We start from the raw sequence: 25607 nt of genomic DNA, 5'->3' as shown, positions 1-25607 counted from the left end.
TAGAAAATCATTCCAATACAACCAATAACCTCATGTATACGTATGCTGATTAGCCTTCGTAAACAGATGGTTTTAACACTCCAATATACGGGAGGTTTCGGTAACGTTCAGCGAAATCCAATCCATAGCCGACAACAAATGCATCTGGCACTTCAAATCCAACATAATCTGCTTTGATGTCTGCTTTGCGACCGCTCGGTTTATCAAGCAATGTCACAATTTTAATGGAGTTTGCTTTACGGTATCGGAAAAGCTCTACCAGATAACTCAAAGTTAACCCACTGTCGATGATATCTTCCATAATTAGAATATCTCTTCCTTCAACAGAAGTATCTAGATCCTTAATGATCTTCACTTCTCCAGAAGATACGGTAGACTTGCCATAGCTAGATACATCCATAAAATCAAGCTCTAAATATGTATCAATGTGTTTGATCAGGTCTGCCATGAATGGAAGAGCCCCTTTCAAAACACCAATAGCCAGGGGAAATTTACCATCATAATCGCTGGTTAATGTTGCACCCAGTTCCTTCACTTTTTTCTGGATCTCTTCTTCTGAGATCAAAATCTTTTCAATATCTTGTTTCATGCTTTTGCTTGCCCCCTACAAATTTTCGTGCTGTCTATATTGTAATACAATGAGATCGCTGTTTGTCATATCAATTTCTTCAAAAACGGATTTTTTCAGACCTGGGATCCAGAGGATTTGATGATCCGAGTCAGTGACGATCGGCCAGCTGTCTCTTTCTGCAAGAGGCACTTTTTTATCAATAAATATATCCTTCACCTTTTTTGATCCATTCATCCCTTTAAGTTTGATTCGATCACCATTTTTTCGTGAGCGAATGATTAAAGGGAGACGAACACGATCTTTTTGAAGCAAGAAAAAATAGTTCCCGTTCCGTGCATCCTTCGGAATATGATTTGATACCACAATAGAATGTCCATTCGGGAGAAAAAGCTCCTCTCCCATCTCAACCTTTAAGTGATGAGCATAGGACTGATCTAATCCAAGCGATCGTTCAAAGGTAAACATACAGTGATCATAAGACTTGACAGCTTGTAAACCCTTTGGCAAATCTAATGATCCAGACGGTTGTTCCGTATGAGATAACCAGTCCAAAGTCCCTAGAATATGCTGATTTGAAAACGCTGATTGAGTGTTTTCATAAAGATAGTTTAATATTAGTTGAATGCCTCTTCTTTGTAAAGGCAAAGGCAGGTCAAGCAAAGGCTTCGTTTTGATATCGATTTTCTTAGGCGTGTGACTGATCATCACTTGGTTCATTTGTTCCTTTGTTAATGCCTGCAAGTATTGCTCATCCTCAGTCAGCATGTCACTTACAAACTGAAAGCTTTCATGTACATGAGGCGCCTCTTCTTTTAACACGGGAAGAATGTGTCTTCTTATCCGGTTTCTCAAGTAGTCATCTGTGTGATTGCTTTGATCAATGACATAGGGAACATGTTCTTTTTCACAAGCTTTTAGCACGTCGTCCTTAGAATATCCAATCAGCGGACGAATCAGCCACCCTTCTTGAAAAGGGCGTTTTGCTTGAATACCTGCGAGTCCTATTCCAACAGTCCCTCTCGTCAGCTTCATCATCATTGTTTCTACTTGGTCGTCTCCATGATGTGCAAGCGCTATAAATTGAGCGTTGTACTGCTCCATCAATTGACGAAAGAAAGCATATCTGCACTCTCTTGCAGCTGCCTGTTTGTTTAAGTGATTTTCTTTTGCATATTGGGTCACCTGTATGCGGGCCGATTCAAAAGCGATCTCTTGCTCCTTGCAGTAAGCCTCAACAAATGCCAAATCAGCAAAGGATTCTTCTCCTCTGAACATGTGATCTACATGGGCTGCAATCAGCTGAAAGGAACCCTTTCGACGCTTGTTTAGTTCATGCAGCAAGAGCATGGAATCCGGTCCGCCGGAAACCCCGACAATGACTGTCGTATTTTCAAGGAAAACATCATGTTTTTTCAAAAAAGATTCAATTCTATTCACAACTGCCTCCTCACAAAGAGCAGGTAATTTAAAGATATACATATCCTATCACTTTCAGTAGCTCCAAGCAAAGAAGAAGCCTGCTTTTTTACAGCTCTACAACAGGAATAAAACCACATATGCACAGTAAAGGGCGAGTACACTGCACACGATGAGAATGGTTTCAAAAAGACCGCCTGACTTTTTACGTACTGACGTTCTTTTTTTTGCCGCAGCAACTCGCGATTGTGAAGTCACCTGTTGATTTTGACTAACAGCAGGCTTTGACCTGTTTTTTTGTGTTTGCTTCTTTTGAGGTGTTTTTCTTGAAGTAAGCAGCTGTCCTTCTTTCAGCATAGCACTTTTCATATCTCCCGCTGATTGGTACTTACCTTGAAGGGCTGCCTTCAACACCCTCTCATATCGCTTTAATAAAGGTTGCCCTTCAATCGCTCGATAAAGCTGCTTTTCTGGTTCTGCCCCTTTTTTGAATTCCTTTTTATACGCACAATTCACCATGACCATACTTAAGGCAAATAAATCATAAGATGGTTCTGCCTTTCTTGTACCGAATCCCCAGTAGCCTCGATCAAAAAACTCGGTATACTCCTTGATTGCCCTACCTGCCTTCGTCGTTCCTCCAACGTCGATACATCGAATAGTGGCTGGAGGACCCGAAACGATGAGATTATCCGGCTTCAAGTCCCCAAATATCCAGCCTTCCTTATGTAAATGAGCCAAGTTAGACAAAAGCTGAATCATTAAGACGACGATCCACTCATCACCTTTTTGTTTAACGAACTCGAGCAGCAGCGGGCCTCTGACATACTCCATCACATAAAACGAACGCTTTTGAGACATGCCAGGATAAATAACATCATCCATATCATAAAAAGAAGGCCCCATGGTTTTCACAGGAGCCTTTGAAAAGGATTTTAATACATTGACTTCAGATGCAATAAGCATACTGTCATCACTCACTTTAAGGGCCACTTGCCCGTTTGGCGATTCGGCCAGATAGACAACACCGTTCGCCCCTTTTCCCAGCTCTTTTACAATGCGGTAATGATGGTGGTGCCATTTCCCTTTAATCACCGTGCCTAGCGGAATGTTAGAAGCCGAATTCATCATCATGCTCTTCCTTTGCTTCAAGCAGCCCTTTACGTGAACGAACTGATTTGAAATGCTGGAGTGCTTCTCGGAGTGCTGGTCCAGTCGGAGTAATTCCTCCAGTCGTCAGCTTTGGGAAAATAGATGATAACGAATCGAATCGAGGCGTCCAATTCAACACAATTTCTGCATCTGAGTTTTTCCCGGGAAATACACACATCCCAAACTGATTTTCGCCAATTCTTGAATTTAAACTAATGGAGAGATCGATGAGTGCTTCTTTGACAGTCGGCAGCTTCGGTTTCATGCTTGCACTTGTATCAACAAGCACTAGCACTTGAAGATGAACAGTCTCCCCTAGCTCATCGACAACCTCCATCACTTCTCCACGCTTATCAGGCGGAAGCTCTTCAATTTCTGTATCTTTGCCGAGTATTTGCTGCAATTCTTTATTGACGACACCTTGCAATGTTTGTGTCATTGCCTTTTTTGTGACCATTTGTACCGTTTGAGACAATTGCTGTACGTAGACAACCTGATGGATGCCTCCGCCTGCGAGAGCAATCCCCTCTACTTCTTTCATCGCTTCATGATCGTGTCTGTTTTCTTCCATAATGCCAATGACATTGACTGTAATCCCCTGTTCCTTTGCCAATGAGGCAATCGCAAGTGGATCTTCCCCGTGATTTGAGCAGCCATCTGTAATCAATAAGATTTGGTTTACGTGACCTTTTCGCATCTTCATTCCTCCTGGGATTGTAACTGAATGCTTATATCCCCCATCATCGCCAGAAGAAATTCATATTATACGATATTTTAAGAAATCTCTTGTTTCTCAAGATAGAATGTACCAGTCGGAATGGATGCCCATTTTGGCGTGTTGTGATCGAGCCTAATGACAACAACCGTCATATCGTCGTCAATTTGACCCGCTCTTGTTCGAATGACCTCTTCCATTAATAAATCAGCAATCTCTTGCGGATCTTCTGTTTCAAAGCTTTTCATTTTCCGCTTCACCCATAGATCATGATTTTCAATATGCTTTGGTCCTTCAAAAATGCCATCGCTCATCATAATGAGCAGATCTCCTGCCTTCATCTGTTCGCTCACAACTTCCACTTCGAACTCATCAATAATCCCAATCGGCAAGTTACTAGCTTGTACCTTCATCACCTGATCACCCCGTTTAATAAAGCTAGGGGTTGAACCAATCTTTAGGAACTTACAGCTCGCATCCTGTAAATCAATGATTGATAAATCTAATGTTGAGTAGATTTCATCAGTCGTCCGTAAAGATAAAATACTATTAATGGTCTTGATCGCCACTTTTTCATTGATACCAGACGCCAATATTTTTTCTAACAGCTTAATCGTTTCATTGCTTTCAAAATGAGCCCTTGCTCCATTTCCCATCCCATCACTAATTGCTGCGGCATATTTACCCGCTCCCAGCTCCATCATGCTGTAGCTGTCTCCAGATACTAAGCCTCCGCCCTTCGCTGCATGCGCTACACCTGTAGTGACTCGATACGATTTTGCAGAACCAAACACAACATGACAATAGCCTGTTGGATGCTCTGCGCACTGCTCTGCTTTTACTAAAATCTGTTCTTCTAAAATATCTGAGAGCATTGGAGCGATGATTTTTTCACATTCCCCATGACCTTGGCAATATGGAATTCGCATTTCTATATCGACATTCCCCTGCTCCAAGCTATAGATTTCTACTTGCTGAATTTCAATTCCAAAGTGCTGAAGCGCTTCTATCATCTGCTCTTCCTGAATAAAATGCTGTTCTCTTTCCCTTTTTATTTCCCGGGAAAAATCCTCCATCACTTGTGAGACACCCATCAGCTGTTCTGCCACAAGGCGCCTGCTGTCTTGGACCTTTTTCTTAAGTGTCTGATTTGCTTTGTAGTAAGCGATCTCCTCTTCGATCAATTCCTCGACATGTTTTGATTTTGAGCAGTGCTGGCTAAATTTCTTTTTCAATTTCCGGTTATGCTCATACGTTTTTTCATCAGATTCATGCATAACTTGTTTCATCAGTTCATAGGTTGTATCAAAGTTCTGCACCCAGCATTTATTTTTCTTATAGCACGTTTGACAGGATCGTTCTGTGATCGTACTTAAAAAAAGATCTACATCCTCTTCCTGCTTCTTCTCTTCAGGAATGGAATCATAAAATGTTGCAAAACTCTCAGACAGCGCATGAAATACATTCGAGAATTGATCTACTTTTTTTGCTGTCACATCTCGTACTTTCCGGGCATATTGCTGCTGTTCCTGTACATGCTCTACCGTACCAGGGATATATTTCGCCACCTTAGAGGTCACTGATTGTGGCGTGAGCAGAAACAGTGCAACAGCAATGAGTGATTCATATAGCGTGGTCACGAGACCTGCTGATCCTTCCCCGTACAGTGAAATGAGCAAGGAACCCACAATTAAACCGATGGCTGCTCCTGCTTTCTTTCCCTCTTTGAGCAACCCGCCTAATAAGCCTGAAAAGGCAAGAAGACTCATCTGATACAGGTTTCCAATGTTGGCGAGACCGAGAATTAAACCTGTCACGACACCAACCGTACACCCAATACTAGCTCCGCCAATAAAGGCAAAGGTAAGCACTACATAACGCGACAAAATATGCTCCGCCTGCATTCCTTGAAAGGAAATGCCCGCTAAGCCTGTTAAAACCGAAGCAATTAAAATCATAAAACATATGATTTCTTCGACCTTTAAGGAGTGTTTGATTTTCCTGACTGTAAAAATGGGTAGACTTTGAAGAAAAATCAATGTCAATATGAAGGCAAGTCCTGCTTCAACGCCTGCCATGACGTAATCGTAGCTTTGCACAGCGCCTTGCTCTAGGTAAACAAAAGCCCCTCGGGTGATCAGCATCGAAAGAACAATCACAACCGGCAATGTTTTCACTGGATCTTTGATGATGAAAGAAACAACTTTTGACATGAGGAGAAACACGATCAATGACGCAAATACAAATAATGCATTTTGAGGTGATATGGTCATCGCCCCAGCGAGTAAAGCAAGACAAGCGAGCATCGCCTTATCTCTTTTAATGAGCAGCATGGAACCAAAGAAAGGCAAAGCAAACGGCATAATCTCAGATAAAATAAAGGCTCGTCCTAATAAAAAGCCGAGAACAACATAAATAAACCCTTTATAGAAAAAAAGAGAATGCGTATGATGAAGAAACAGATTTTTCATCTTTTTCAAACCTGCACTGATTCTTTCAAAGCCCGCTCCTGTTAAATCAGTTCTTCTTTCTAGTTTTTCCATCTTCTCATCCCCCACCTGATATTCTTTGTTTGTCATTATAGCGAAGGTGAAAAAGAAATTTTGTCAAAAGAAGTTGTCGTTTCCATAAAACGTTCGACTCTTTATTCGTCAAAGAGGCATACTTTCATGAAAGTCGATGTCTTTCATCAGAATTTTACGAAAGCACAAAAAACAGCTTTCCTATAGAAAGCTGCTCGAAAGATGACCCGTACGGGATTCGAACCCGTGTTACCGCCGTGAAAGGGCGGTGTCTTAACCGCTTGACCAACGGGCCTTGCTTAATGTTCTACTTAAAAGGATAGCGGCGGAGGGGATCGAACCCCCGACCTCACGGGTATGAACCGTACGCTCTAGCCAGCTGAGCTACACCGCCATAATGAAAATACGCTAAGAAGCACAAGAACTATAATACAAAGGATTCGCTTGTCCGTCAATAGAAAGTTTTAAATTAAATAACGAAATCACAAAAAATGTCGAGTTTATAAAGAAAAAAAGCACCCGCTGAACAGCAGGTGCTTTGTTATAAAATATATAGAAAGCAGCAACAAGTTAACCTCTTCTTGCTCCGCGCCCCCCACGTTTTGATTCCGTGTTACGTTTTAAAGATGTTAAGCGGTCTTCGCTATCTTTTAAGAATTTGTTCATTTTTTGCTCAAACGATTCCTTCGGACGGAAATCATTTCTGCTCGGTCTTGATTGTTGTTGAGGACGATCTTTTGCTTTTTTAATGGACAAGCCGATTTTACCGTCTTTTTCAACGTTAATCACTTTCACTTCAACTTGTTCACCGACTTTTAAATGCTCATTAATATCTTTTACATAGTTATCGGCTACCTCACTGATATGAACGAGACCAGTTGAACCTCCTGGCAACTCCACAAAAGCTCCAAAATTTGTAATGCCCGTAACTTTCCCTTGTAACTTGCTGCCAACTTCAATCGACATAAAAAAAGTGCTCCTCCTTAGACTTATCAAAAAATCTCATTTGTTCAATTATACATAAACTGAATTTTAAGTGTCAACAAGGCTAATCGCTCTTATTGCCCACATCAAAGATTTTTTCGCCTTTTTTGGACATATAATAGTCCCGTCGTGCCAGTTCGAGTACGTATTCCTTGCTTTTGAGCTTCTTGATCTCATCAGAAATATCTTCCTGCTTTGTTTGTAATTGCTTCAATTCTTTTTCGAGCGCAACCTTTTTCTCTTCTTTTTCTTTTAATGCGGACGATTGCGACCAGAGGGCACTTGTCACCAAAACAGCAAACATGAGCGCGATCACACCAAACACGGTAAGCCTTCTAAGGAGTCCACGGCGTTTGCGTTTTAAGCGCTGAGCTTGCTGTTCCATTTGTTTTTGGTAATCATTTTGAATTTGTGCGATATTTCTTTTTCTCTTGTTCAAGAATGAAGGCCTCCTCTCTTACTTTGTCCAGAATTGTTTCCATTTCGTTTTGATGGTACGAGATAATTTCTTGGTCCCTTGTAAAATTCCTGCTCCTTTTGAGAAAAACAATCTAACGGATGTTCGCCATTTTTCGGGAATCCGATGAATAATGGTCACATTGAGTAACCAGATGAGCGGATAACAAACAATTGATAGCACCTTCCACACGAGCCGAAACGTAAAACGAACAAGACGTAAGAGCGAGTGGAATAAGAACAGTATAGCACTTATGATCAATGTGACAATCCAACGAATCGGCTGGAAGACGATCGACAAGACCAGCCTTTTAAGAACTAGAACGGACTGATAAATACACATCATGATAAACTTGAGAATGTTGATATACAGCTGCTTCATCAATGCCTGATACATCGAGAAACCTAGTGCAACGGCCAGAAAAATATAGAGCCTGAATTCCCCCTCATTTGTTAACAGCAGCACATAAAAGAATAAAAGACCTTGCACCATCCAAAAAAGAAGATCGTGTATGATCAGAAGCCATTTTGCTGTTTTCTCCCGGTTCACAAACAGCTTGTACGTATCAAGCGATGCGCCCAGCCAGATGCCCATCGCCGCCATCGAAAGCATCGTATAAAACTGGACTGTCAGCGTCATTTAAACAGCTTGCTAAAAAATCCTTTAGCTTTCTCCCCGTGCTGCTCATCTACATAGATTAAGTCAAAAACACGCCCTTTGATGGACACAACGCCTTTTTCTACGTCTAAGTTTTTCATTTGCAGATTTTCTCCGCGGATGGCCAGAATTCCCATGACCGTCTCAAGCAGAAATTCTTCATTATCAAAGCTTTCCACCTGTTTGACGCCGGTAATATCTAAATGCTTTCTGTTTCGCATTGTGACATTGTGCTCCGCTTCTGATGACAGCTTCGTGCCTTGAGGTTGATTATAATATTGATTCATTTTATACATCCCCCATATCTCATACTTGCATTGTTACTGCATTGTATGTGACAGGAGGGTCATTTAGAACAAGCCCTATTCTGCTGTTTTTTCTTCTTTTAGCACGGTATACATGCCAGCCGCTTCTTCTTTTTTCGTCGTGTCCTTTAACTCGTTGACTTGAACGGTCACAAGTTTTTGACCAAAGCGGATTTGAAGCTCGTCTCCTTCTTTTACGTCAGAGCTTGCTTTCGCCTGCGTTCCATTAATGGAAATTCTGCCTTGATCGGCTACTTCTTTTGCCAATGTTCTTCTTTTAATTAATCGAGAAACTTTTAAAAATTTATCTAGTCTCATATGTGTTCACCTCTTTCTATGCGTTTGGCATCGTTCCACAGATCGTCCATTTCCTCTAGCGTCAGATCCTCTAGTGAACGTCCCATGTCCTTTGCTTTTTGTTCGATGTGCTGAAAGCGACGCATGAATTTTGTGTTTGCGGAAGAGAGGGCCGTTTCAGGCTCCAGATGATAGAACCTGCCAATATTAACAAGAACAAACAAAAGATCCCCAAATTCATCTTTCATATGCTTCGTTGCACCTTCGCCCGTTTTCTCTGCCACTTCAACGAGGAATTCCTGCTTTTCTTCTTCGTATTTGTTCCAAATATCTTCTACTTCTGTCCAATCGAAGCCCACCTTAGCGGCTTTCTTTTGGAGCTTATATGCCTTTGTTAAAGCTGGAAGTGTCGTTGGGATGGACTGCAATATAGATGCTGGCCGCTCCGGCTTCTCCTGCTGCTTGATTTTTTCCCAGTTGGCCACCACGTCTGATGCCTCAGAGACACTCGTATCACCAAACACATGTGGATGTCGACGAATCATTTTTTCTGTAACATGCTGGATGACGTCATCGATTGAGAAATAGCCATCATCTTCACCAATTTGAGCGTGAAGTAAAACTTGCAGCAGCACATCTCCGAGCTCTTCCACCATATGATCTGGGTCGTCTTCATCTATAGCTTCAAGCAGTTCATAGCACTCTTCAATTAAGTACGGTTTGAGTGACTCATTGGTTTGTTTTTGATCCCACGGGCAGCCGCCTGGACCTCTTAACGTACGAATGATATCACGGAAAGTGTCAAATTGTTGATAGAGCAGCTTTTCATCTTGAATTGGAGGTACATAAACACTCGTTAAGTTATTTATCGACACATCTCGATCAAGTTCAAATAAAGGAACAGCTGTCATCTGTTCCTGACTGCTCCCAGCCGCGGTCACAATATAGACTTCATAGTCGTCAGGCAGCTTCTCCATCAGCGTAAGCTTCACATTCGAAGCTGTCATCTGATCATACACCTGACAAATCAAAACATGCTGGGTTAATTTCAAATCATCCGCTCTCATATCCCCTGCATCAACGAATTGCAGCCCTTCAATCGGGTCAATCTGCAAGGAATTAAAGGTCGCATCAAGAAAGCTTTGTCCACCAGCAACGTACACCTCAATCCCGCGCTCTTTCTGCTGGGCGACAAGCAGCTGCACGGTCTTTTCTGCTACAAATGGATGTCCTGGCACTGCATACACAATATCTTTCTCTGCAGCCTCTGCGAATAGAATTTCTGTAATTTCCTGATACACCGAATCAAACTGATCGTGCTTTTCATAAATCTCATCAAAAAAGGTCAGAGACGGGATCTCCTGCATCAATTCTGCGGTAAGCGGATGATCCTGCGTTCTCATAAATACTTCTGTCGCCTGCTTCAGTTGCTTATATACACCAAGCGTCAGCTGATCCATGTCGCCTGCCCCAAGACCGACGACTGTAATCTTACCTGTCATTTCTATTCCCTCTCATCTGTTTAAAATATAAAATCTTTTCTCCTAATGGAATGAGTCTCCATTCCTCGTCCGTAAATACTTCTAGCTTAAGAATACTATATAAAAAGGCGAAACCACCAATAAAAACTGACGTCAGGCTCTCTAAAACGGAAAACGGGCGTTTTTCAAAGGGAATGACCCAAGAAAACAAAGCCTGATACCCTATTAAGACGATGGCCATGAGAGCCGCTGATAAAAGAATTTTTACTGGGAAAAGCTCTCTCATTGAAATCCATCCTTTACGCTTTAAGTAAACCGCATTGAGCACGGCTGCGGCGAGAAAACCAGATACGGTTGACCATGCGGCACCGTGGATGCCAAATAACGGCACAAGCGCAAGCGTCAGCATCCATTTCACGAGCACACTGAGGATCACCACAATAGCCGGATACACGGGATGCCCAAGCCCCTGAAGTAAAGCGGTTTGCGTAATGGCAATCGACGTAAATGCGATCGATATACAGAATATTTGCAGCGCATCTGTGCCTAGGTCATTACGAAAAAGCATTGTATTCACTGACGATAGAATACAAATCAGCCCGACCGCTGAACCAATCCCTAGCACAGACGTTGTCTTAAACGATGTACGGACTTTTTGCCGAATCGCTTCGTGATGCCCTTTCCTCATGGCTGACGATAAAAATGGAACAAGAGAGGTTCCGATACTAATCGCAAACACCGTCCCTAGCTGCAAGAAAGGCTGCCCTCGGTCATACACGCCTTTTGCCGCCTTTGCTGCCGCTTCACTCAAGCCCTCGCTGCGAAGCAAAGCATACAGGTGAAAGGCATCAATCATTTGCATCCATAAAATAAGCAACCCGCTTACACAAATCGTCAATGTATACAGGACTAAACTCTTCAAAACATCTTTTTTCCGCAGAGTCGCCTGGTGTAACGCACTGCTTAATGGCGACTGCCTCCGATAGGTCAGCCAAAGAAAAAGAAGCAGGACGAGTGAGGCCGCACTTCCCGCTATAGAGGAGAACACTGCACCCGCTCCTGTTTCATAAAGCGAATAGCCGTGCCTCACGAAATAAAAGGATAAAACAAGCAGGACGCCTACCCTGACGAGCTGCTCAACCAACTGAGAAATAGCGGTTGGGAGCATCATGCCGTCACTCTGAAAAACACCCCTCAGCATTACGGTGAGCGGCAGAAATAGAAAAACAAATGCACTCATCTGGATGAGCAAGATTAAATGGCTGTCCGCCATGAGGTTCGCTATCCTGCCTGCTCCTATGTATAGACAAAGAAATAAGACCAAGCTCAGTAAAGTGATATACATCAACGATACCCTTGTAATGATTCGTCGATTCTCTTCCCCATGCTCACTCAGGAGCTTGGACACCATGACAGGAAACCCTGTTGTCCCAAGCATGATGGCAATGCCCAGAAAAGGATAAACCTGCTGATAAATATAAAAACCTGTGTCTCCTACGATGTTTTGAAAAGGGACACGATAAACGGCACTTAGTACCTTTGATAGCAAGCCTGCGATGGTCAAAATCACCGCACCTTGGAAAAGCCAATGCGGCTGATTCACAGCATTTTTCATGGATGACTCCTTTATGTTCAATCAAAAAATAGATCTACATTTAAACGCACTCATTATATCATACGTTACTGAAACACCGTTTCTTTCTAAGGAGTAGACGACACATTACCCGTTTTGTTTCATTCCATATAAAAAACGCCGATAAAATCAAATGATTTCATCGGCATTCTTTCGTTTGATCAAAATGATATAGAATTATTAGACCTAATGTTCCATTTGACGGGCTAAGAAGCCAGCTGCCGTTTCTGCCGCTTTATGCTCCACTTCTCCCATTGAACGCTCTTTAGAAAATAAGACCACGGCGCCAATTGGGTCTCCGTTTGCAACAATAGGTGCAATGGTATAAGCAGATACGTCATCATCAATACCATCGACTAGTTGGATTTCTTTCTTGCTTTCTTCTAACACAGAATTACGCTGATCCATTGTTCGTTCAAGTAAATCACTGATGGATTTGTTTAAATACTCTTTTTTCGAACTGCCGGATACAGCAATATACGTATCACGATCACAGATCAGGATGGAATGACCCAAACTATCGAATAATGCATCAGCATATTCCTTCGCAAAGTCCCCTAGCTCACTAATCGGTGAATACTTCTTCAAAATCACTTCTCCATCGCGGTCGACAAAAATCTCAAGCGGATCTCCTTCCCGGATACGCAATGTTCTGCGAATCTCCTTCGGAATAACCACTCTACCTAAATCATCGATACGGCGTACAATTCCAGTTGCTTTCATTCACTGCTGCCTCTCTTTCGTTTGATGATGTATTGGGTGAATGGAACAAAAGCGTCCACTTTATGCAACATTCACCACTTGACCCTGAGTTTAGTATCCGTCACATCAAACGTAATATACACGAGAGACAAACAAAATTTTATGAAGATGGAATGGTTTCTTTTTTCACACTTTGAAGGCCTCGAAGCATGCTAAGAACGATCTCAAGCCATTCCCCGGTCTTCTTCCCTTTCGTCTGGACAGAAATAATCAGCTTGCTGCCTTCCATTCCTAAGCCAATGTCACGTCCATATTTACTGCCAAGCTCAAATAATTTTTGACCGTCGATTTCACTGCTTTCTTTCTCATCTAGGGTGAGTCTGACAATGCCTTTCTCCATCTTGATCAGCTCGACACGTTCCTGCACAGCGTACACCTTCATCGTCGCAATCGTGAACAAATCAGCCACTTCTTGCGGATATTCACCGAATCGGTCAATCATTTCATCCTGAAGCTCTTTTCGCTCTTCAATCGATCCAATGGCTCTAAACTGTTTATACATCTCGATCTTTTGCTTGCCATCAGAAATATATGTGTCAGGGATGTAGGCATCAATTTGCAGATCGATTTCCGGCTCAAATTTTTCTTGAGCTGTCGTGTCGCCTCTTCTTTCTTCAATCGCTTCTTTCAGCATTTGAGAATACAGGTCGAATCCAACAGAATCAATGAATCCATGCTGCTGTGCACCAAGTAAGTTCCCTGCTCCTCGAATCGTTAAATCACGCATCGCAATTTTAAAACCTGATCCGAGCTCTGTGAATTCTTTAATGGCCTGAAGTCTTTTCTCCGCTACTTCAGAAAGAACTTTGTCTTTTCGATAAGTGAAATAAGCATAAGCAACTCGATTCGAGCGGCCGACTCGTCCTCTTAACTGGTACAGCTGAGAAAGCCCCATTTTATCAGCATCGTGTACAATGAGCGTGTTCACATTTGGAATGTCGACGCCCGTTTCAATAATGGTTGTACTGACCAATACATCTGATTCGCCTTCAAGAAAATTGATCATAACCGATTCCAGCTCGTTCTCACTCATTTTCCCATGCGCATAGCTGACTTTCGCGTCTGGGACAAGCATCGAGATTTCATCTGCTTTCCGTTCAATATCCTCAACACGGTTGTAAAGGAAGTACACTTGGCCGCCTCGAGCTAGTTCTCGCTCGATCGCTTCTCTGACTAAAGCACCATTGTACTCTACAACATAGGTTTGAACAGGGAAACGGTTTTCAGGCGGTGTTTCAATAACGGATAAGTCTCGTACACCAAGCATCGACATATGAAGCGTTCGTGGGATTGGCGTTGCCGTTAATGTCAGTACATCGATATTGGCTTTCATCTGCTTTATTTTCTCTTTATGCGTGACGCCAAAACGCTGTTCCTCGTCAATGATCAACAGTCCTAAATCCTTGTAGACAATGTCTTTTGAAAGAAGTCGGTGTGTCCCGATGACCATATCAATGGTTCCGTTCTTCAGCCCTTTTAACGTTTCTGTTGTTTCTTTCCGCGTACGGAAACGGCTAAGCTGAGCGATTTTGATAGGGTAGTCCTGGAATCGGTCCATAATCGTGTCAAAATGCTGCTGTGCTAAGATCGTTGTCGGTACAAGCAGTGCAACCTGCTTCCCGTCAGCAATAGCTTTAAAGGCCGCACGAATGGCCACCTCTGTTTTTCCATATCCCACATCTCCACAAAGCAGGCGATCCATCGGACGTTCTCGCTCCATGTCTTGTTTGATTTCGTGAATAGAACGAATTTGGTCGTCTGTTTCCTGGTAAGGGAACGCAGATTCAAACTGGCTCTGCATCTCATGATCAGGCGAGAAGGCATACCCTTTGCTTGCCTCACGTTCTGCATACAGCTTAATGAGATCATCTGCAATATCCTGAACAGAAGATTCTACTTTTTTCTTCACGCGTTTCCAGTCACTGCCGCCTAGTTTGTACAGCTTTGGTTCTTTTCCTTCTGATCCTACGTATTTCTGCACCTGATCAATTTGTTCAACCGGTACATAAAGCTTGTCGCTTCCTTGATAATGAATATTTAAATAATCTTTATGAATGCCGCCGATCTCAAGCGTTTCGATTCCTAAATACTTACCGATCCCGTGGTTAATGTGCACCACATAGTCGCCGACTTGAAGCTCTGAATAGCTCTTAATTCGCTCAGCGTTGGTCAGCTTTTGCTTACGCGCCTGCTTCTTCACACGTTTCTTGAAGAGCTCACCTTCAGTGATCACTGCAATTTTTGATAATGGCAGTTCAAAGCCTGTTTGCAGCTCACCTTGTAAAATGTACACTTGCCCGCTTACAAGCTCAGCGTCCGGTTTAGCGAGAGCAGCTTCAATGTCATAATCATGTAAGACAGACGACAGCTTCTCTGTTCGCTCTTCATCCGCACCTAAAAAGACAACCGTGTAATGTTGTTTTTTGTAGCGTTCAATTTCACTCGCAAGTACATTCATCTGCCCATGGAAATTCTGCATTTGCTTACTAGATACATTGACGATATTTTGCGGATTTGTCTGCTGGACATGTCTCAAGAACAAGGAATAGTACAGAATGGATCTCGATTGCTGATTGATTAGCTCTTGGAATGGGAAGGAAAGAGATAAATCATGAAGAATATTGCCTTCTTCAAGCAGACTAATCGTCCAATCAGCTTCTTCCTTTTCAAGCTGCTCTTCCATCTCCTGAATTCTGCTAATTTCATCTAGAATGATAATCGTATCCTGCGATGTGTAATCTAGCAAACTAGCAGGCTTTTCATAGAAATAGGACAGGTACTTCGTCATTTCCTGTGTGACGATGCCTTCTAGCAGCTTCTCTCGATCAGCAGAAATATTCTGATGCAGCAGCTCTTTTTGTTGATCAGAGTTGAATTTCTTTAAGCTCTTCGCAAGTCCTTGGTCAAGCTGTTCTATCGCTCTCACTCGTTCAGAACCTCTCACAATCAGCTCTATTGCCGGGCCAATCTTGATCTCTTGAAGCGTTTCTAGTGAACGCTGAGTATCAGAATGGAAGGTCCGAATTGAGTCAACTTCTGTATCAAACAATTCAATACGAATAGGATGATCTTCCGTTAACGCATAAATGTCGATGATCCCTCCGCGCACACTAAAATCTCCGGGCGCAGCAACCATAGACGTCCGGTCATAACCGATTTGCACGAGTTGTTTTGAAAACGCCTCCAAATTAATTTCTTCACCGAGCTTTAAATGGATCTGACTCTCCTTCCAGAGCTCGACTGGCGGAAGCATTCTGCGCACCGCAGCTGCCGGGGTTACGATAATGGGGTTTTCTCCATTAGCAAGTCGATTCAGGACATCTAGACGCTGTGCTCTAAGCTCAGGGCTGGCAACTGCGATCTCTGATGCAATGAGTTCATTTACAGGATAAAGAAGGACCGAGCGATCCGAGATCACACTTGCTAGATCATCTGTTACCTTCTGCGCTTGATACAAATTGTGGGTCACAATAAACATCGGCCGCTTTAGCTCGTCTGATATGGCGGCTGTAAATAAAGATCTGACGGAGCCTGATAGTCCGGCGAGCAGCTGTTCTTTTAACCCTTCTTTTAGTCCATTAAAAATGGACTGAAAATCATCACTTTGTTTGATAAATGATTGTATGTTTTTCATTTGGCTCCTCCTCCCTGCTTGTTTAAAACAGAAAAACGCTTTGGTCTAGTACCTACACCAAAGCTTTTTATTGAATAAAAGTATGATACTGATGGTAATCAGGATTTCTTTCGAGCGCCTCTTGGCAATCCTCACAAATGGTTTGTACATGTAAATCACCATTTTCCCTATAAGAAATCATATCGTTTCTTTCCTCATTTGTTAAGTGATGAAATCCAAGTGCTTCACTTTGAACAGCGGATTCATCTAGACTGCCAACCTTTACACCACAGTGCCGGCAGTAATAATGCAAAGCCATATGTGATCCTCCCATGCTGAGATTTTATGATCAGTATGTGCTTTGCTTATCATTCTTATACCTTCTTGTTGAAATCATTCATAACTTCTAAAAATGGCTTTGTTAAAGCCGCCTCACAAGCTTCAACAGACGCTTGAATGGCTGATGCGATGTCAGGCTGTTCCTCTTCTGAGAAGCGTCCTAGTACGTAATCAACGACCTTCATGCCATTTTGCGGGCGGCCAATACCGATGCGGAATCGGTCAAACTCAGGTGAGCCTAAATGCTGAATCAACGACTTAATCCCATTATGCCCTCCTGCACTTCCCTTTGTACGCAAACGAATCCGCCCAGTTGGTAAATCAAGATCGTCATAGATGACTTTTAAATGTTCAAGGGGAATATCATAGTAATCCAAAAGTGGACGCACGCATTCTCCTGATAAGTTCATATATGTAAGAGGCTTCACAAGTAGAACCTTTTGCCCTGAAACAAACCCTGTTCCAAATTGTCCATGGAATTTTGATTGATTTAATGGGATGTCCCATTTTTTTGATAATTCATCTATTGTCATAAACCCGACATTATGTCTTGTTGTTTCGTATTCTCTTCCTGGATTACCCAATCCAACGAATGCAATCATGAGACCAATAACCTCCTTTATCACAATGCACACGCCTAAAAAATGAGCCAATATGATTGCCTCATGTAAAAACGTATGAATTCTTTTCATTCTAGCACAAAAGACGCAACCGCGGGAGGGTTACGTCTCTAAATGACCAGTTATTCTCCATTGTTATCCTTTTCTTTAATAGCCTCAGGTTCTTGTGTTTCCTCTTCGCTATCTGGCTCAGGAACCTCGGATTGCTGAGGCGGTAGAATGGATGCAACGACTTCTTCTGGATCGTTATTTATTTGATAGGTTGACTGAACAGGCAGATCACCCACTGTTAGTACATCATTTACATCTAAGTTTGTAATATCAGCTTCAATATGTTGCGGGATATCCTTCGGTTTTGCTGTAACGGATAATTCAAATAGTGGCTGCTGAAGTACACCGCCATCTTTTACCCCTTTAGACTCACCAATCAGCTGTACAGGTACATCTGCATCAATTTCTCGCTGTAAGTCGACCACTTGGAAATCAGCGTGAACAAGCTCGTTTTTCAGCGGATCTGTTTGTAATTCTGTGACCATCACAGATTTTGTATCGCCGCCCACATCTAATGTGATGATTGTATTCTTCCCTTCATCACGTAAGGTCTTTAATAAATCGATGCTGTCTAATGAAACAGCCAGGTTGTCTGTGTTTTTTCCGTATATGACACCAGGAACGTGTCCTGAATGACGGATTTTTTGCAGTGTGGAACGTTTGAAATCAGTTCTTTTATTTGCTTTTAAAGTTGCCATATTCAGCACCATCCTATTTCTTTTTTGTCACTACTTTCATAAATACCCATAACTGAATCATTTTAAACATGTTTGGCTGTCAATTATGACAGCAAAAAGACCCTAAGCTGATACCTAGGGCCTTTTTGATAAGAGAATTAGCTAAAAAGGTAGCTCACAGATTCTTCTTCATGCACACGGATGATGGCTTCTGCAAGCAAAGGCCCAACTGAAAGTGGAATGATTTTTTCTACTTTCTTGTCATCTGTTAAGTGAATACTGTTGGTTACAACCAATTCTTTAATTTTAGAGTTTGTGATGCGTTCTACTGCTGGCCCAGACAATACTGGGTGAGTACAGCAAGCATACACTTCAGTCGCTCCATTTTCGACAAGCGCATTTGCTGCCAGTGTAATGGTACCAGCTGTATCAATGATATCATCAATCAGAATCGCCGTTTTACCTTCAATGTTACCGATGATGTTCATCACTTCAGCAACGTTTGGCTTCGGACGACGTTTGTCGATAATTGCGATTGGCGCTTTTAAGCGGTCTGCCATTTTGCGCGCACGTGTCACACCACCGTGGTCAGGAGACACAACGACAATATCATTCAAGTTTTTCTGTTCGAAATAGTTTGTTAAGATTGGCACAGCCATTAAGTTATCGATTGGAATATCAAAGAAACCTTGGATTTGCGGCGCATGTAGATCTAGTGCGATAACACGTGTAGCACCAGCTGTTTCAAGTAAGTTGGCAAAAAGCTTCGCAGTGATTGGCTCACGAGGTTTTGCCTTACGATCTTGACGTGCATATCCGTAATAAGGGATCACAATGTTGACAGTTTTCGCAGAAGCACGTTTTAATGCATCAACCATAATGAGAAGTTCCATAATGTGCTCATTAACTGGCGCACTTGTTGATTGAATGACATAACAATCACAGCCGCGAATACTTTCTTCAATATTGATTTGGACTTCACCGTCACTAAAACGTTTAACAGAGCTCTTTCCTACATCAACTCCGATACGATCGGCAATTTCTTTAGCAAGTTCAGGGTTTGAATTCAAAGAGAATATCTTCAAATTCGCATCAGCATAACGATTAGACATGGTAAACCTCCGGGTATTTGGATTATTTTTTATGAATATTTTTCACATAATCTTCTTTATTGACTTGTCTTGCTCTAGCAATAGACAATGCATCCTGCGGCACATCTTCTGTAACCGTTGAACCGGCTGCAACATATGCCCCTTTTCCGACAGTGACTGGTGCGACGAGATTTGAATTACAGCCAATAAAGGCGCCGTCTTCAATCTTTGTTATGAATTTGTTCTTCCCATCATAGTTGACTGTAATTGATCCACAGCCAAGGTTTACATCAGTGCCGACCTCTGCATCTCCAATATAGCTTAGGTGGGATGCTTTGCTGCGGTCACCGAAAACCGTTTTCTTGATTTCGACAAAATTCCCGATCTTCACTTCATCGCCAATTTTCGACAACGGGCGAATATGCGCAAACGGCCCAATTGTCACATCTACTCCTACATCACTATCGCAGACGACAGATTGCTTAATCACTGTTCGATCTCCGATGATGCTATCAACAATTTCAGTGTTCGGCCCAATGGTGGCGTCTGCACCGATTTTTACATTCCCTTTGATGACCGTCCCAGGATAAATGATTGTATCTTCACCGATGACAGCATCTGGCGAGATATACGTGTTCTCAGGATCAATCAAGGTCACACCATTCTTCATATGCTGATGATTAATACGTCGCTTCATGAATTGCTCTGCTTGTGATAGAGCAATACGATCATTTACTCCAAGTGTTTCTTCAAAATGCGGTGTTTGATAGGCTGCAACTGTTTGTCCTTCATTCTTTAAAATTTCAATGACATCTGGCAAATAGTATTCGCCCTGTGCATTTTCATTCGACACTTGCTCAATCACACGGAAGAGATCTTCATTTGCGAAGCAATAGGTCCCTGTATTAATTTCATTCACTTGACGTTCTGCATCATTGGCATCTTTATGCTCCACAATCTTCACAACAGCATCTGTTTCGTCACGAATAATACGGCCATAGCCTGTTGGGTCATCCGCATGTGCTGTTAAAATAGTGACCTTCGCTTGATGTTTTTGATGCTCGCTTAACATGGCTTCCATTGTTTCCGCTGTCAATAATGGCGTATCTCCACAGATGACAATGGTTGTTCCCTTTTCCTGCGCGAGGAACGACTTTGCTTGTTTGACGGCATGTGCTGTTCCCAGCTGTTCTTCTTGAAGTGCATATTCACTTCTATCCCCAAGCTGTTCCTTGACGTCCTCTGCTCCATGACCGACAATCGTCACTAGCTTGGCTAAAGAAAGCTTTAACGCTTCATCTGCCACATGCTCGACCATTGGCTTTCCGCAAACTGGATGAAGTACTTTGTATAGCTTTGACTTCATTCTCGTTCCTTTTCCCGCTGCTAATATCACTGCGAACCGCTTATCCATTGATTGGCCTCCAATATCCCTATTATCCATAGAAAAATATATCCTAAATATGAACTGATTTCAAGGATACATGAGGAAGTACAATAATTTTCTAATGGATGATACACAGAAGAAACGAAGAAAAAACGCAAAAAAGACAGCATTTAAAAGAAAACATTCCATTTTCTCTTAAAGCTGTCTTTTTAGTTTCACATATGATTAAGAAGCTCCAGCTTCTTCATATTCAATTGTTTCTTCTTCTTCGCCTAAGCGATGATATTCATTTAAAACAGCATCTTGGATTTTACCCCGAGTGCTTGAGTTAATTGGATGTGCAATATCACGAAACTCTCCATCAGGCGTGCGTTTGCTAGGCATTGCAACAAACAACCCATTATTTCCATCAATCACACGAATATCATGAACAACAAATTCGTGGTCCAGCGTGATGGATGCAATCGCCCTCATGCGACCATCGGTATTCACGCGGCGTAATCTTACGTCAGTAACTTCCACAGTAGTTCACCACCTTTTCCCAATATAAAAGCATTACTTAGGTATTCAACGATTGTGGTGATTCTCCTGCTCTTTTTTTAAACTTTTTTTGAAATATCGGGATATTTATACATTTTTTGTCATTTCAATGACGGCGCTTACATCTGTTACGTGAAAAAAAGACATCATGATGATGCCTTTTCCTGCATATGATGAAACCAAACGGCTTTCAATGAGGCTGCCTGTTTATTTCACTAGAGCAACAACTTCAATTTCTACAAGTGCATCCTTTGGAAGTCTTGCTACTTCTACACATGAACGAGCTGGCTTATGCGTATGGAAATACTCACCGTACACTTCATTCACTTCAGCAAATTGTTCCATATCTTTAATGAAAACAGTTGCCTTCACGACTGTTTCAAATGAAGCACCTGCTGCTTCAAGTACGGCCTCGAGATTACGGAAAACTTGATGTGTTTGGTCTTTAATATCTCCGTTTACGAAATCTCCAGCTGGCGTTAATGGAATCTGGCCTGAGCTGTAAAACATGTTATTGACAATCATTCCTTGAGAGTAAGGTCCAATGGCTGCTGGTGCGTTTTTGGTTTGAACAACTTTTGTCATAACAATCTCTCCCATTCAAATACATGTTTGATCAAAGCTTAAGCTTTGGAATGAAAAAACTCGTGGAAATTGCCTTCATTGATCTCAATGATCTTCTGCTTCATATCAATGGTTGACAGCTTTAACAACGATATATATTCATCGACAAGACGTTCATCAACGCCCTCATCTTCTAAAAGAACACCGATCCCTGCAACATTTGCATTGAATTCCTCAAGCAGATTCATCATGCCGTTAATGGTTCCGCCCGCTTTCATAAAGTCATCAATGATCAGGACATTGGATCCTTTATCTAAGCTCCGTTTTGCAAGTGACATGGTTTGAATTCGGTTAGAAGAACCTGACGCATAATTAATACTCACAGTTGATCCCTCGGTTACCTTATTATCTTTTCTAACGATCACAACAGGCACATTTAAATAACCTGCAACAGAATAGGCAATTGGAATACCTTTCGTCGCAACGGTCATGACAACATCAATCGCACGGTCCGCAAAGATGGTCGCAAAAAGCTTACCGATTTTCGCAAGAATCGATGGATTGCCTAAAACATCGGTTAAATATAAATAACCGCCAGGAAGTACACGTTCAGGAGTCGATAAAGCCTCTCCGATATCGTTTACTACGTCGTCTGCTTCTTTTAGGTGAATCTTTGGAATATATTTCACTCCGCCAGCAGCACCAGGTACAGTAAGCAATGTGCCTATGCCCTGCTGTTCGAAGGTCTGTTTAATAATCGTTAAGTCTTCACTAATGGAGGACTTCGCAGATTGATATCGTTCTGCAAAAAATGTTAACGGTACTAGTACGTGCGGGTGGGTTAACAAATAATTTGTTAAGTCCACCAATCTGCCGCTTCGACGAAACTTCATGAACTTACCCCCAGAACCCGAATAATTTATGAATAATATAACTTAATATACGGATTTAATCAAGGGCATTTTGTTCGCCGATCATGCGGACAGCGTAAACTTGATCACAAAATCCTCTCAGTCCGTTATATATTCTTTGTACCTTAGATTCATATTGAATCAAGCCAAATACAGTTGGGCCGCTTCCACTCATTAAAACAGCATCTGCACCGAATCGCTTCATCTGTCTCTTAATCATATCTACTTCTGGATACATCTTTAATGTCACAGATTCCAAAACGTTACCGAGTGAGCCGCACATCCCTTTATAGTCTTTCGCTTCAATTGCTTCTATCATACGCTGTACATTTGGGTGTTCTACTTTGCTTGCGTCGTATTGTCTGTAGACTTCAGCTGTAGATACCCCAATCACCGGCTTCGCTAAAATAACCCAGCAATGCGGAGGTGTCGCAATATGCTTCAGTTTCTCTCCACGTCCTGTCGCTAGTGCTGTCCCTCCGTGTACACAAAAAGAGACATCTGAGCCGATCTCCGCTCCAAGCTCAGCTAGTTCATCTAACGTGAGATTTAACTTCCACAAGCGATTTAAGCCGCGCAGAGCCGCTGCTGCATCGCTGCTGCCCCCAGCTAGACCTGCTGCGACAGGAATTGATTTTGTGATGACAATCGATACTCCTTTTTGAATACCGAATCTTGTTTTTAGTAATTTAGCCGCCTGATAGGCCAGATTACGCTGATCATCTGGCACAAATCGATTATGAGATGATACACGGATTTCATCTTTGTCCAGCTCCGTCAGCTCTAGTCGATCTGCAAGGTCTATTGTTGTCATCACCATCTCCACTTCGTGATATCCATCCGGTCTTTTTCCATGAACATCAAGTGAAAGATTAATTTTTGCCGGTGCTTTTTCTAAAATACGCAAACATTTCACCTACTTCTCCATCTAAACATAAGTATCAATATTGTATCACATTTGATGGATCTGATGAATATTGGCTTTAACGCCTAGCACACTGACTTTTCCATCAAAAAAAGCCAGAGACACCCGAGGTATCCCTGACCGTTTATCTATCGTTGATTCTCATCCTGAGCCATGTGCTGTTGAGCTAATTCAATGGCACGTTTGACCATGTTACCTGCGTCACGCGCACGAATCTCTCCCCAGCCTCCATTTTTGACGGTATCATAAAATCCAAGATCCTTCGCCAGTTCGTATTTGAACTCATCTGACATAATGCCTCGGCGTCTACCCAAACGAAACAGCCCCTTTAGTCGAGAATTCGAATCAGCGCCACCGCTTCGTGGCTTTCTTATTTTGTATCGAATCTTTCCTTTTACCCCTTTCAAATAATGGACAGGCGCCCATACAGAAAAAAAGGCAAAACAAAAAGCAGTAAACAAGAAGTTCACTGCCCATTAATAGGCGACTGAGCTAGCGGTATCATCGAACGTTAATTCGACCGTCTCAGTCAGTATATCTGCATAACTGTAAGAAACTCTTTCAAACGAATTCTCATCTTGATCTAATTGAATCACAAAAACAGAAGGGTACGTTTCAGCTAAAATGCCCGAACGCTCAATTGTTTTACGGCGGCCTCCGTTAGCCTTTAACGTCAAACGTTTACCTAAGTTACCATCAAGCGATCTTTTGATGTCGGACAAAGTCTTCGCCATTGCATCCACCTCACTGAGATAATTATACAACAACGGCCCGTTTTTGTCAAATAAAAATTAAATTATATCAACGAACACGAGCCATTGTCAACAAAATAATTTTGACAAACTTCTACCTTTTCTTCTCCCTATTTTTCTCAAATTCCGGTGAATTATGTATCCGTTTGAAATTTCTTTTTGAATATAAAAAAAACCAGACTGAAATCAGTCGGGTTATGTCGATTCTTGGTCTCTTTTATATGGCATACCTACCCTTAAAACACCCTTCGTTTCGATTCCTCCGAGACCTTTTTCTCTTGTTAATGTATTTCGGAGCACATCCCACACGTTGATTCGATCTACAAATGGAGTGAAGCTGATCTTCGCAACAATATAGACGGGGTCTAGCGCATGGATGTTGACACGAGAAGGTGAGCTTGCAAAATTGGCACCTGCTTGGATCAATGATTCAAAATGAGATTGACAGGCACCTGCAAAGATCACAAGCTGATCTAAATGCGGAATTTTCCTTCTTGCTTTTTGAACCGTTTCAACGAAATGACGAGAATGGCGATAGGCACCGATATCATGTACACCGCCTTTTTGCTTGGAATACGCATCATGTCCTGTGATGACCAAGATATCAGGCCGATATTGATCGATTAACGAGTCAATCATGCTTGGCATTTTCTTCTCATGGCAATGCACGCCATACACAGGCACACCAATTCGTTCATATACGTCTAAGCATTTCTTTAAGTACGAAGCATCTCCATCTAAATGAAGAACCTTTCCAGGCATGTGAAAATACTGCTCCTGATGCTGATATTGTCCAGAAGTATAATATTCTTGTTTTTCACGCAGCAGCTGATAATCCTGTCTGAGTAAATCGAGCGATTCGTTAATTTTTCGTTCGTCGTCCTTCTCTCTTGTCAGCTGCTCCTCTTTTTGAATCAAGACCAAGTCAGACATCTTTGCATCAGCAATCAGCCTCACTTCATTCCCATGCAAAATGGCGGTGGCTTCGTGCTGATCTGTCTCATCAATTCGAATGATACGAAACATAATATCCATTTGATAGGATGCCCTCGTCACCATATCTCCTATTTGAAATTGCATGCTTTTCACTCCACAATCAGGCTCATATCCTGTTGGTATCGTCTTGCGTTGAACATGTTCATCTTTCATGTGTGCTGTTCTTTCTAGCCTATGCCCGAACGGATA

25 protein-coding genes, 2 tRNA genes and 1 pseudogene are annotated in these 25607 nt (G+C 42.2%); all 28 read right to left on the bottom strand.

Going from position 1 to position 25607, the window contains the following annotated elements; translation table 11 throughout:
• Window positions 1-49: 49 nt before the first annotated feature.
• The 28 genes and pseudogenes from hpt to yabG all read right to left on the bottom strand — a co-directional run bounded on the left by hpt (window position 50) and on the right by yabG (window position 25502).
• The gene (hpt, locus tag ACYH0L_RS00420) at window positions 50-589 is read right to left on the bottom strand and encodes a hypoxanthine phosphoribosyltransferase (RefSeq protein ID WP_249705140.1); all 540 of its coding nucleotides are present in this window, start codon (window positions 587-589) and stop codon (window positions 50-52) included.
• Window positions 586-2008: pseudogene (tilS, locus tag ACYH0L_RS00415) on the bottom strand (tRNA lysidine(34) synthetase TilS). Before tilS ends, hpt begins: the two are co-directional and overlap by 4 nt.
• A 96-nt stretch (window positions 2009-2104) precedes the next feature.
• A complete protein-coding gene (locus tag ACYH0L_RS00410; protein ID WP_482354474.1) occupies window positions 2105-3115 on the bottom strand; it encodes a protein kinase domain-containing protein in 1011 nt (336 codons plus the stop codon).
• On the bottom strand, window positions 3099-3836 hold the full coding sequence (locus tag ACYH0L_RS00405; protein WP_034325063.1) for a vWA domain-containing protein: 738 nt from the start codon (window positions 3834-3836) through the stop codon (window positions 3099-3101). Before ACYH0L_RS00405 ends, ACYH0L_RS00410 begins: the two co-directional genes overlap by 17 nt.
• Before the next feature lie 77 nt (window positions 3837-3913).
• Window positions 3914-6397, bottom strand: coding sequence for a stage II sporulation protein E (gene spoIIE / locus ACYH0L_RS00400; RefSeq protein WP_230031699.1), 2484 nt, complete (start codon window positions 6395-6397; stop codon window positions 3914-3916).
• A gap of 202 nt (window positions 6398-6599) precedes the next feature.
• Window positions 6600-6671 (bottom strand) — tRNA-Glu (locus ACYH0L_RS00395).
• A 25-nt stretch (window positions 6672-6696) separates the two neighbouring features.
• A tRNA-Met gene (locus ACYH0L_RS00390) sits at window positions 6697-6770 on the bottom strand.
• Between the two features lie 176 nt (window positions 6771-6946).
• Entirely contained in the window at window positions 6947-7342 is a 396-nt protein-coding gene (locus tag ACYH0L_RS00385) for a S1 domain-containing RNA-binding protein (RefSeq protein ID WP_008357409.1), read from the bottom strand.
• A gap of 82 nt (window positions 7343-7424) precedes the next feature.
• Window positions 7425-7799, bottom strand: coding sequence for an FtsB family cell division protein (locus tag ACYH0L_RS00380; protein ID WP_034324461.1), 375 nt, complete (start codon window positions 7797-7799; stop codon window positions 7425-7427).
• An 18-nt stretch (window positions 7800-7817) separates the two neighbouring features.
• Complete coding sequence (gene yabQ, locus ACYH0L_RS00375; RefSeq protein WP_249705138.1) at window positions 7818-8456, bottom strand: spore cortex biosynthesis protein YabQ; 639 nt, start codon at window positions 8454-8456, stop codon at window positions 7818-7820.
• Window positions 8453-8761 (bottom strand): sporulation protein YabP, encoded by a 309-nt coding sequence (gene yabP / locus ACYH0L_RS00370; RefSeq protein WP_034665732.1) that lies wholly within the window; start codon window positions 8759-8761, stop codon window positions 8453-8455. Before yabP ends, yabQ begins: the two co-directional genes overlap by 4 nt.
• A gap of 75 nt (window positions 8762-8836) precedes the next feature.
• Window positions 8837-9097, bottom strand: coding sequence for an RNA-binding S4 domain-containing protein (locus ACYH0L_RS00365; RefSeq protein WP_008341839.1), 261 nt, complete (start codon window positions 9095-9097; stop codon window positions 8837-8839).
• A complete protein-coding gene (gene yabN, locus ACYH0L_RS00360; protein WP_249705137.1) occupies window positions 9094-10578 on the bottom strand; it encodes a bifunctional methyltransferase/pyrophosphohydrolase YabN in 1485 nt (494 codons plus the stop codon). Before yabN ends, ACYH0L_RS00365 begins: the two co-directional genes overlap by 4 nt.
• On the bottom strand, window positions 10568-12172 hold the full coding sequence (locus ACYH0L_RS00355; protein WP_249705136.1) for a putative polysaccharide biosynthesis protein: 1605 nt from the start codon (window positions 12170-12172) through the stop codon (window positions 10568-10570). Before ACYH0L_RS00355 ends, yabN begins: the two co-directional genes overlap by 11 nt.
• 204 nt (window positions 12173-12376) lie before the next feature.
• Window positions 12377-12913, bottom strand: a complete 537-nt coding sequence (spoVT, locus tag ACYH0L_RS00350; protein WP_003217990.1) for a stage V sporulation protein T — start codon at window positions 12911-12913, stop codon at window positions 12377-12379.
• A gap of 139 nt (window positions 12914-13052) precedes the next feature.
• Window positions 13053-16586 (bottom strand): transcription-repair coupling factor, encoded by a 3534-nt coding sequence (gene mfd / locus ACYH0L_RS00345; RefSeq protein WP_482354252.1) that lies wholly within the window; start codon window positions 16584-16586, stop codon window positions 13053-13055.
• A gap of 67 nt (window positions 16587-16653) precedes the next feature.
• Window positions 16654-16884 carry an anti-sigma-F factor Fin gene (gene fin, locus ACYH0L_RS00340; protein ID WP_003217967.1) on the bottom strand — a complete coding sequence of 77 codons (231 nt, stop codon included), beginning with the start codon at window positions 16882-16884 and terminating at the stop codon, window positions 16654-16656.
• A gap of 55 nt (window positions 16885-16939) precedes the next feature.
• Window positions 16940-17506: an aminoacyl-tRNA hydrolase gene (gene pth, locus ACYH0L_RS00335; RefSeq protein ID WP_099728324.1), complete on the bottom strand. Its 567-nt coding sequence runs from the start codon at window positions 17504-17506 to the stop codon at window positions 16940-16942.
• 140 nt (window positions 17507-17646) lie between these two features.
• The gene (locus tag ACYH0L_RS00330) at window positions 17647-18273 is read right to left on the bottom strand and encodes a 50S ribosomal protein L25/general stress protein Ctc (RefSeq protein WP_099728325.1); all 627 of its coding nucleotides are present in this window, start codon (window positions 18271-18273) and stop codon (window positions 17647-17649) included.
• 137 nt (window positions 18274-18410) lie between these two features.
• The gene (locus ACYH0L_RS00325) at window positions 18411-19364 is read right to left on the bottom strand and encodes a ribose-phosphate diphosphokinase (RefSeq protein ID WP_099728326.1); all 954 of its coding nucleotides are present in this window, start codon (window positions 19362-19364) and stop codon (window positions 18411-18413) included.
• Between the two features lie 22 nt (window positions 19365-19386).
• Window positions 19387-20757: a bifunctional UDP-N-acetylglucosamine diphosphorylase/glucosamine-1-phosphate N-acetyltransferase GlmU gene (glmU, locus tag ACYH0L_RS00320; protein ID WP_482354251.1), complete on the bottom strand. Its 1371-nt coding sequence runs from the start codon at window positions 20755-20757 to the stop codon at window positions 19387-19389.
• Between the two features lie 198 nt (window positions 20758-20955).
• Window positions 20956-21252: a septation regulator SpoVG gene (gene spoVG, locus ACYH0L_RS00315; protein ID WP_008357439.1), complete on the bottom strand. Its 297-nt coding sequence runs from the start codon at window positions 21250-21252 to the stop codon at window positions 20956-20958.
• A gap of 225 nt (window positions 21253-21477) precedes the next feature.
• Window positions 21478-21855 carry a 2-iminobutanoate/2-iminopropanoate deaminase gene (gene ridA, locus ACYH0L_RS00310; protein WP_099728328.1) on the bottom strand — a complete coding sequence of 126 codons (378 nt, stop codon included), beginning with the start codon at window positions 21853-21855 and terminating at the stop codon, window positions 21478-21480.
• 38 nt (window positions 21856-21893) lie between these two features.
• On the bottom strand, window positions 21894-22727 hold the full coding sequence (gene purR / locus ACYH0L_RS00305; RefSeq protein WP_099728329.1) for a pur operon repressor: 834 nt from the start codon (window positions 22725-22727) through the stop codon (window positions 21894-21896).
• Window positions 22728-22782: 55 nt separating this feature from the next.
• Window positions 22783-23652, bottom strand: coding sequence for a 4-(cytidine 5'-diphospho)-2-C-methyl-D-erythritol kinase (gene ispE, locus ACYH0L_RS00300; RefSeq protein ID WP_099728330.1), 870 nt, complete (start codon window positions 23650-23652; stop codon window positions 22783-22785).
• A gap of 146 nt (window positions 23653-23798) precedes the next feature.
• Window positions 23799-23984, bottom strand: coding sequence for a small, acid-soluble spore protein, alpha/beta type (locus ACYH0L_RS00295; protein WP_012008653.1), 186 nt, complete (start codon window positions 23982-23984; stop codon window positions 23799-23801).
• Between the two features lie 162 nt (window positions 23985-24146).
• On the bottom strand, window positions 24147-24404 hold the full coding sequence (veg, locus tag ACYH0L_RS00290) for a biofilm formation stimulator Veg (protein WP_003217979.1): 258 nt from the start codon (window positions 24402-24404) through the stop codon (window positions 24147-24149).
• A 213-nt stretch (window positions 24405-24617) separates the two neighbouring features.
• The gene (gene yabG / locus ACYH0L_RS00285; protein ID WP_099728346.1) at window positions 24618-25502 is read right to left on the bottom strand and encodes a sporulation peptidase YabG; all 885 of its coding nucleotides are present in this window, start codon (window positions 25500-25502) and stop codon (window positions 24618-24620) included.
• Between the last annotated feature and the right edge of the window lie 105 nt (window positions 25503-25607).

Source organism: Bacillus sp. MC1252 (assembly GCF_056838025.1).
This window is presented reverse-complemented; position numbering and strand designations above follow the sequence as displayed.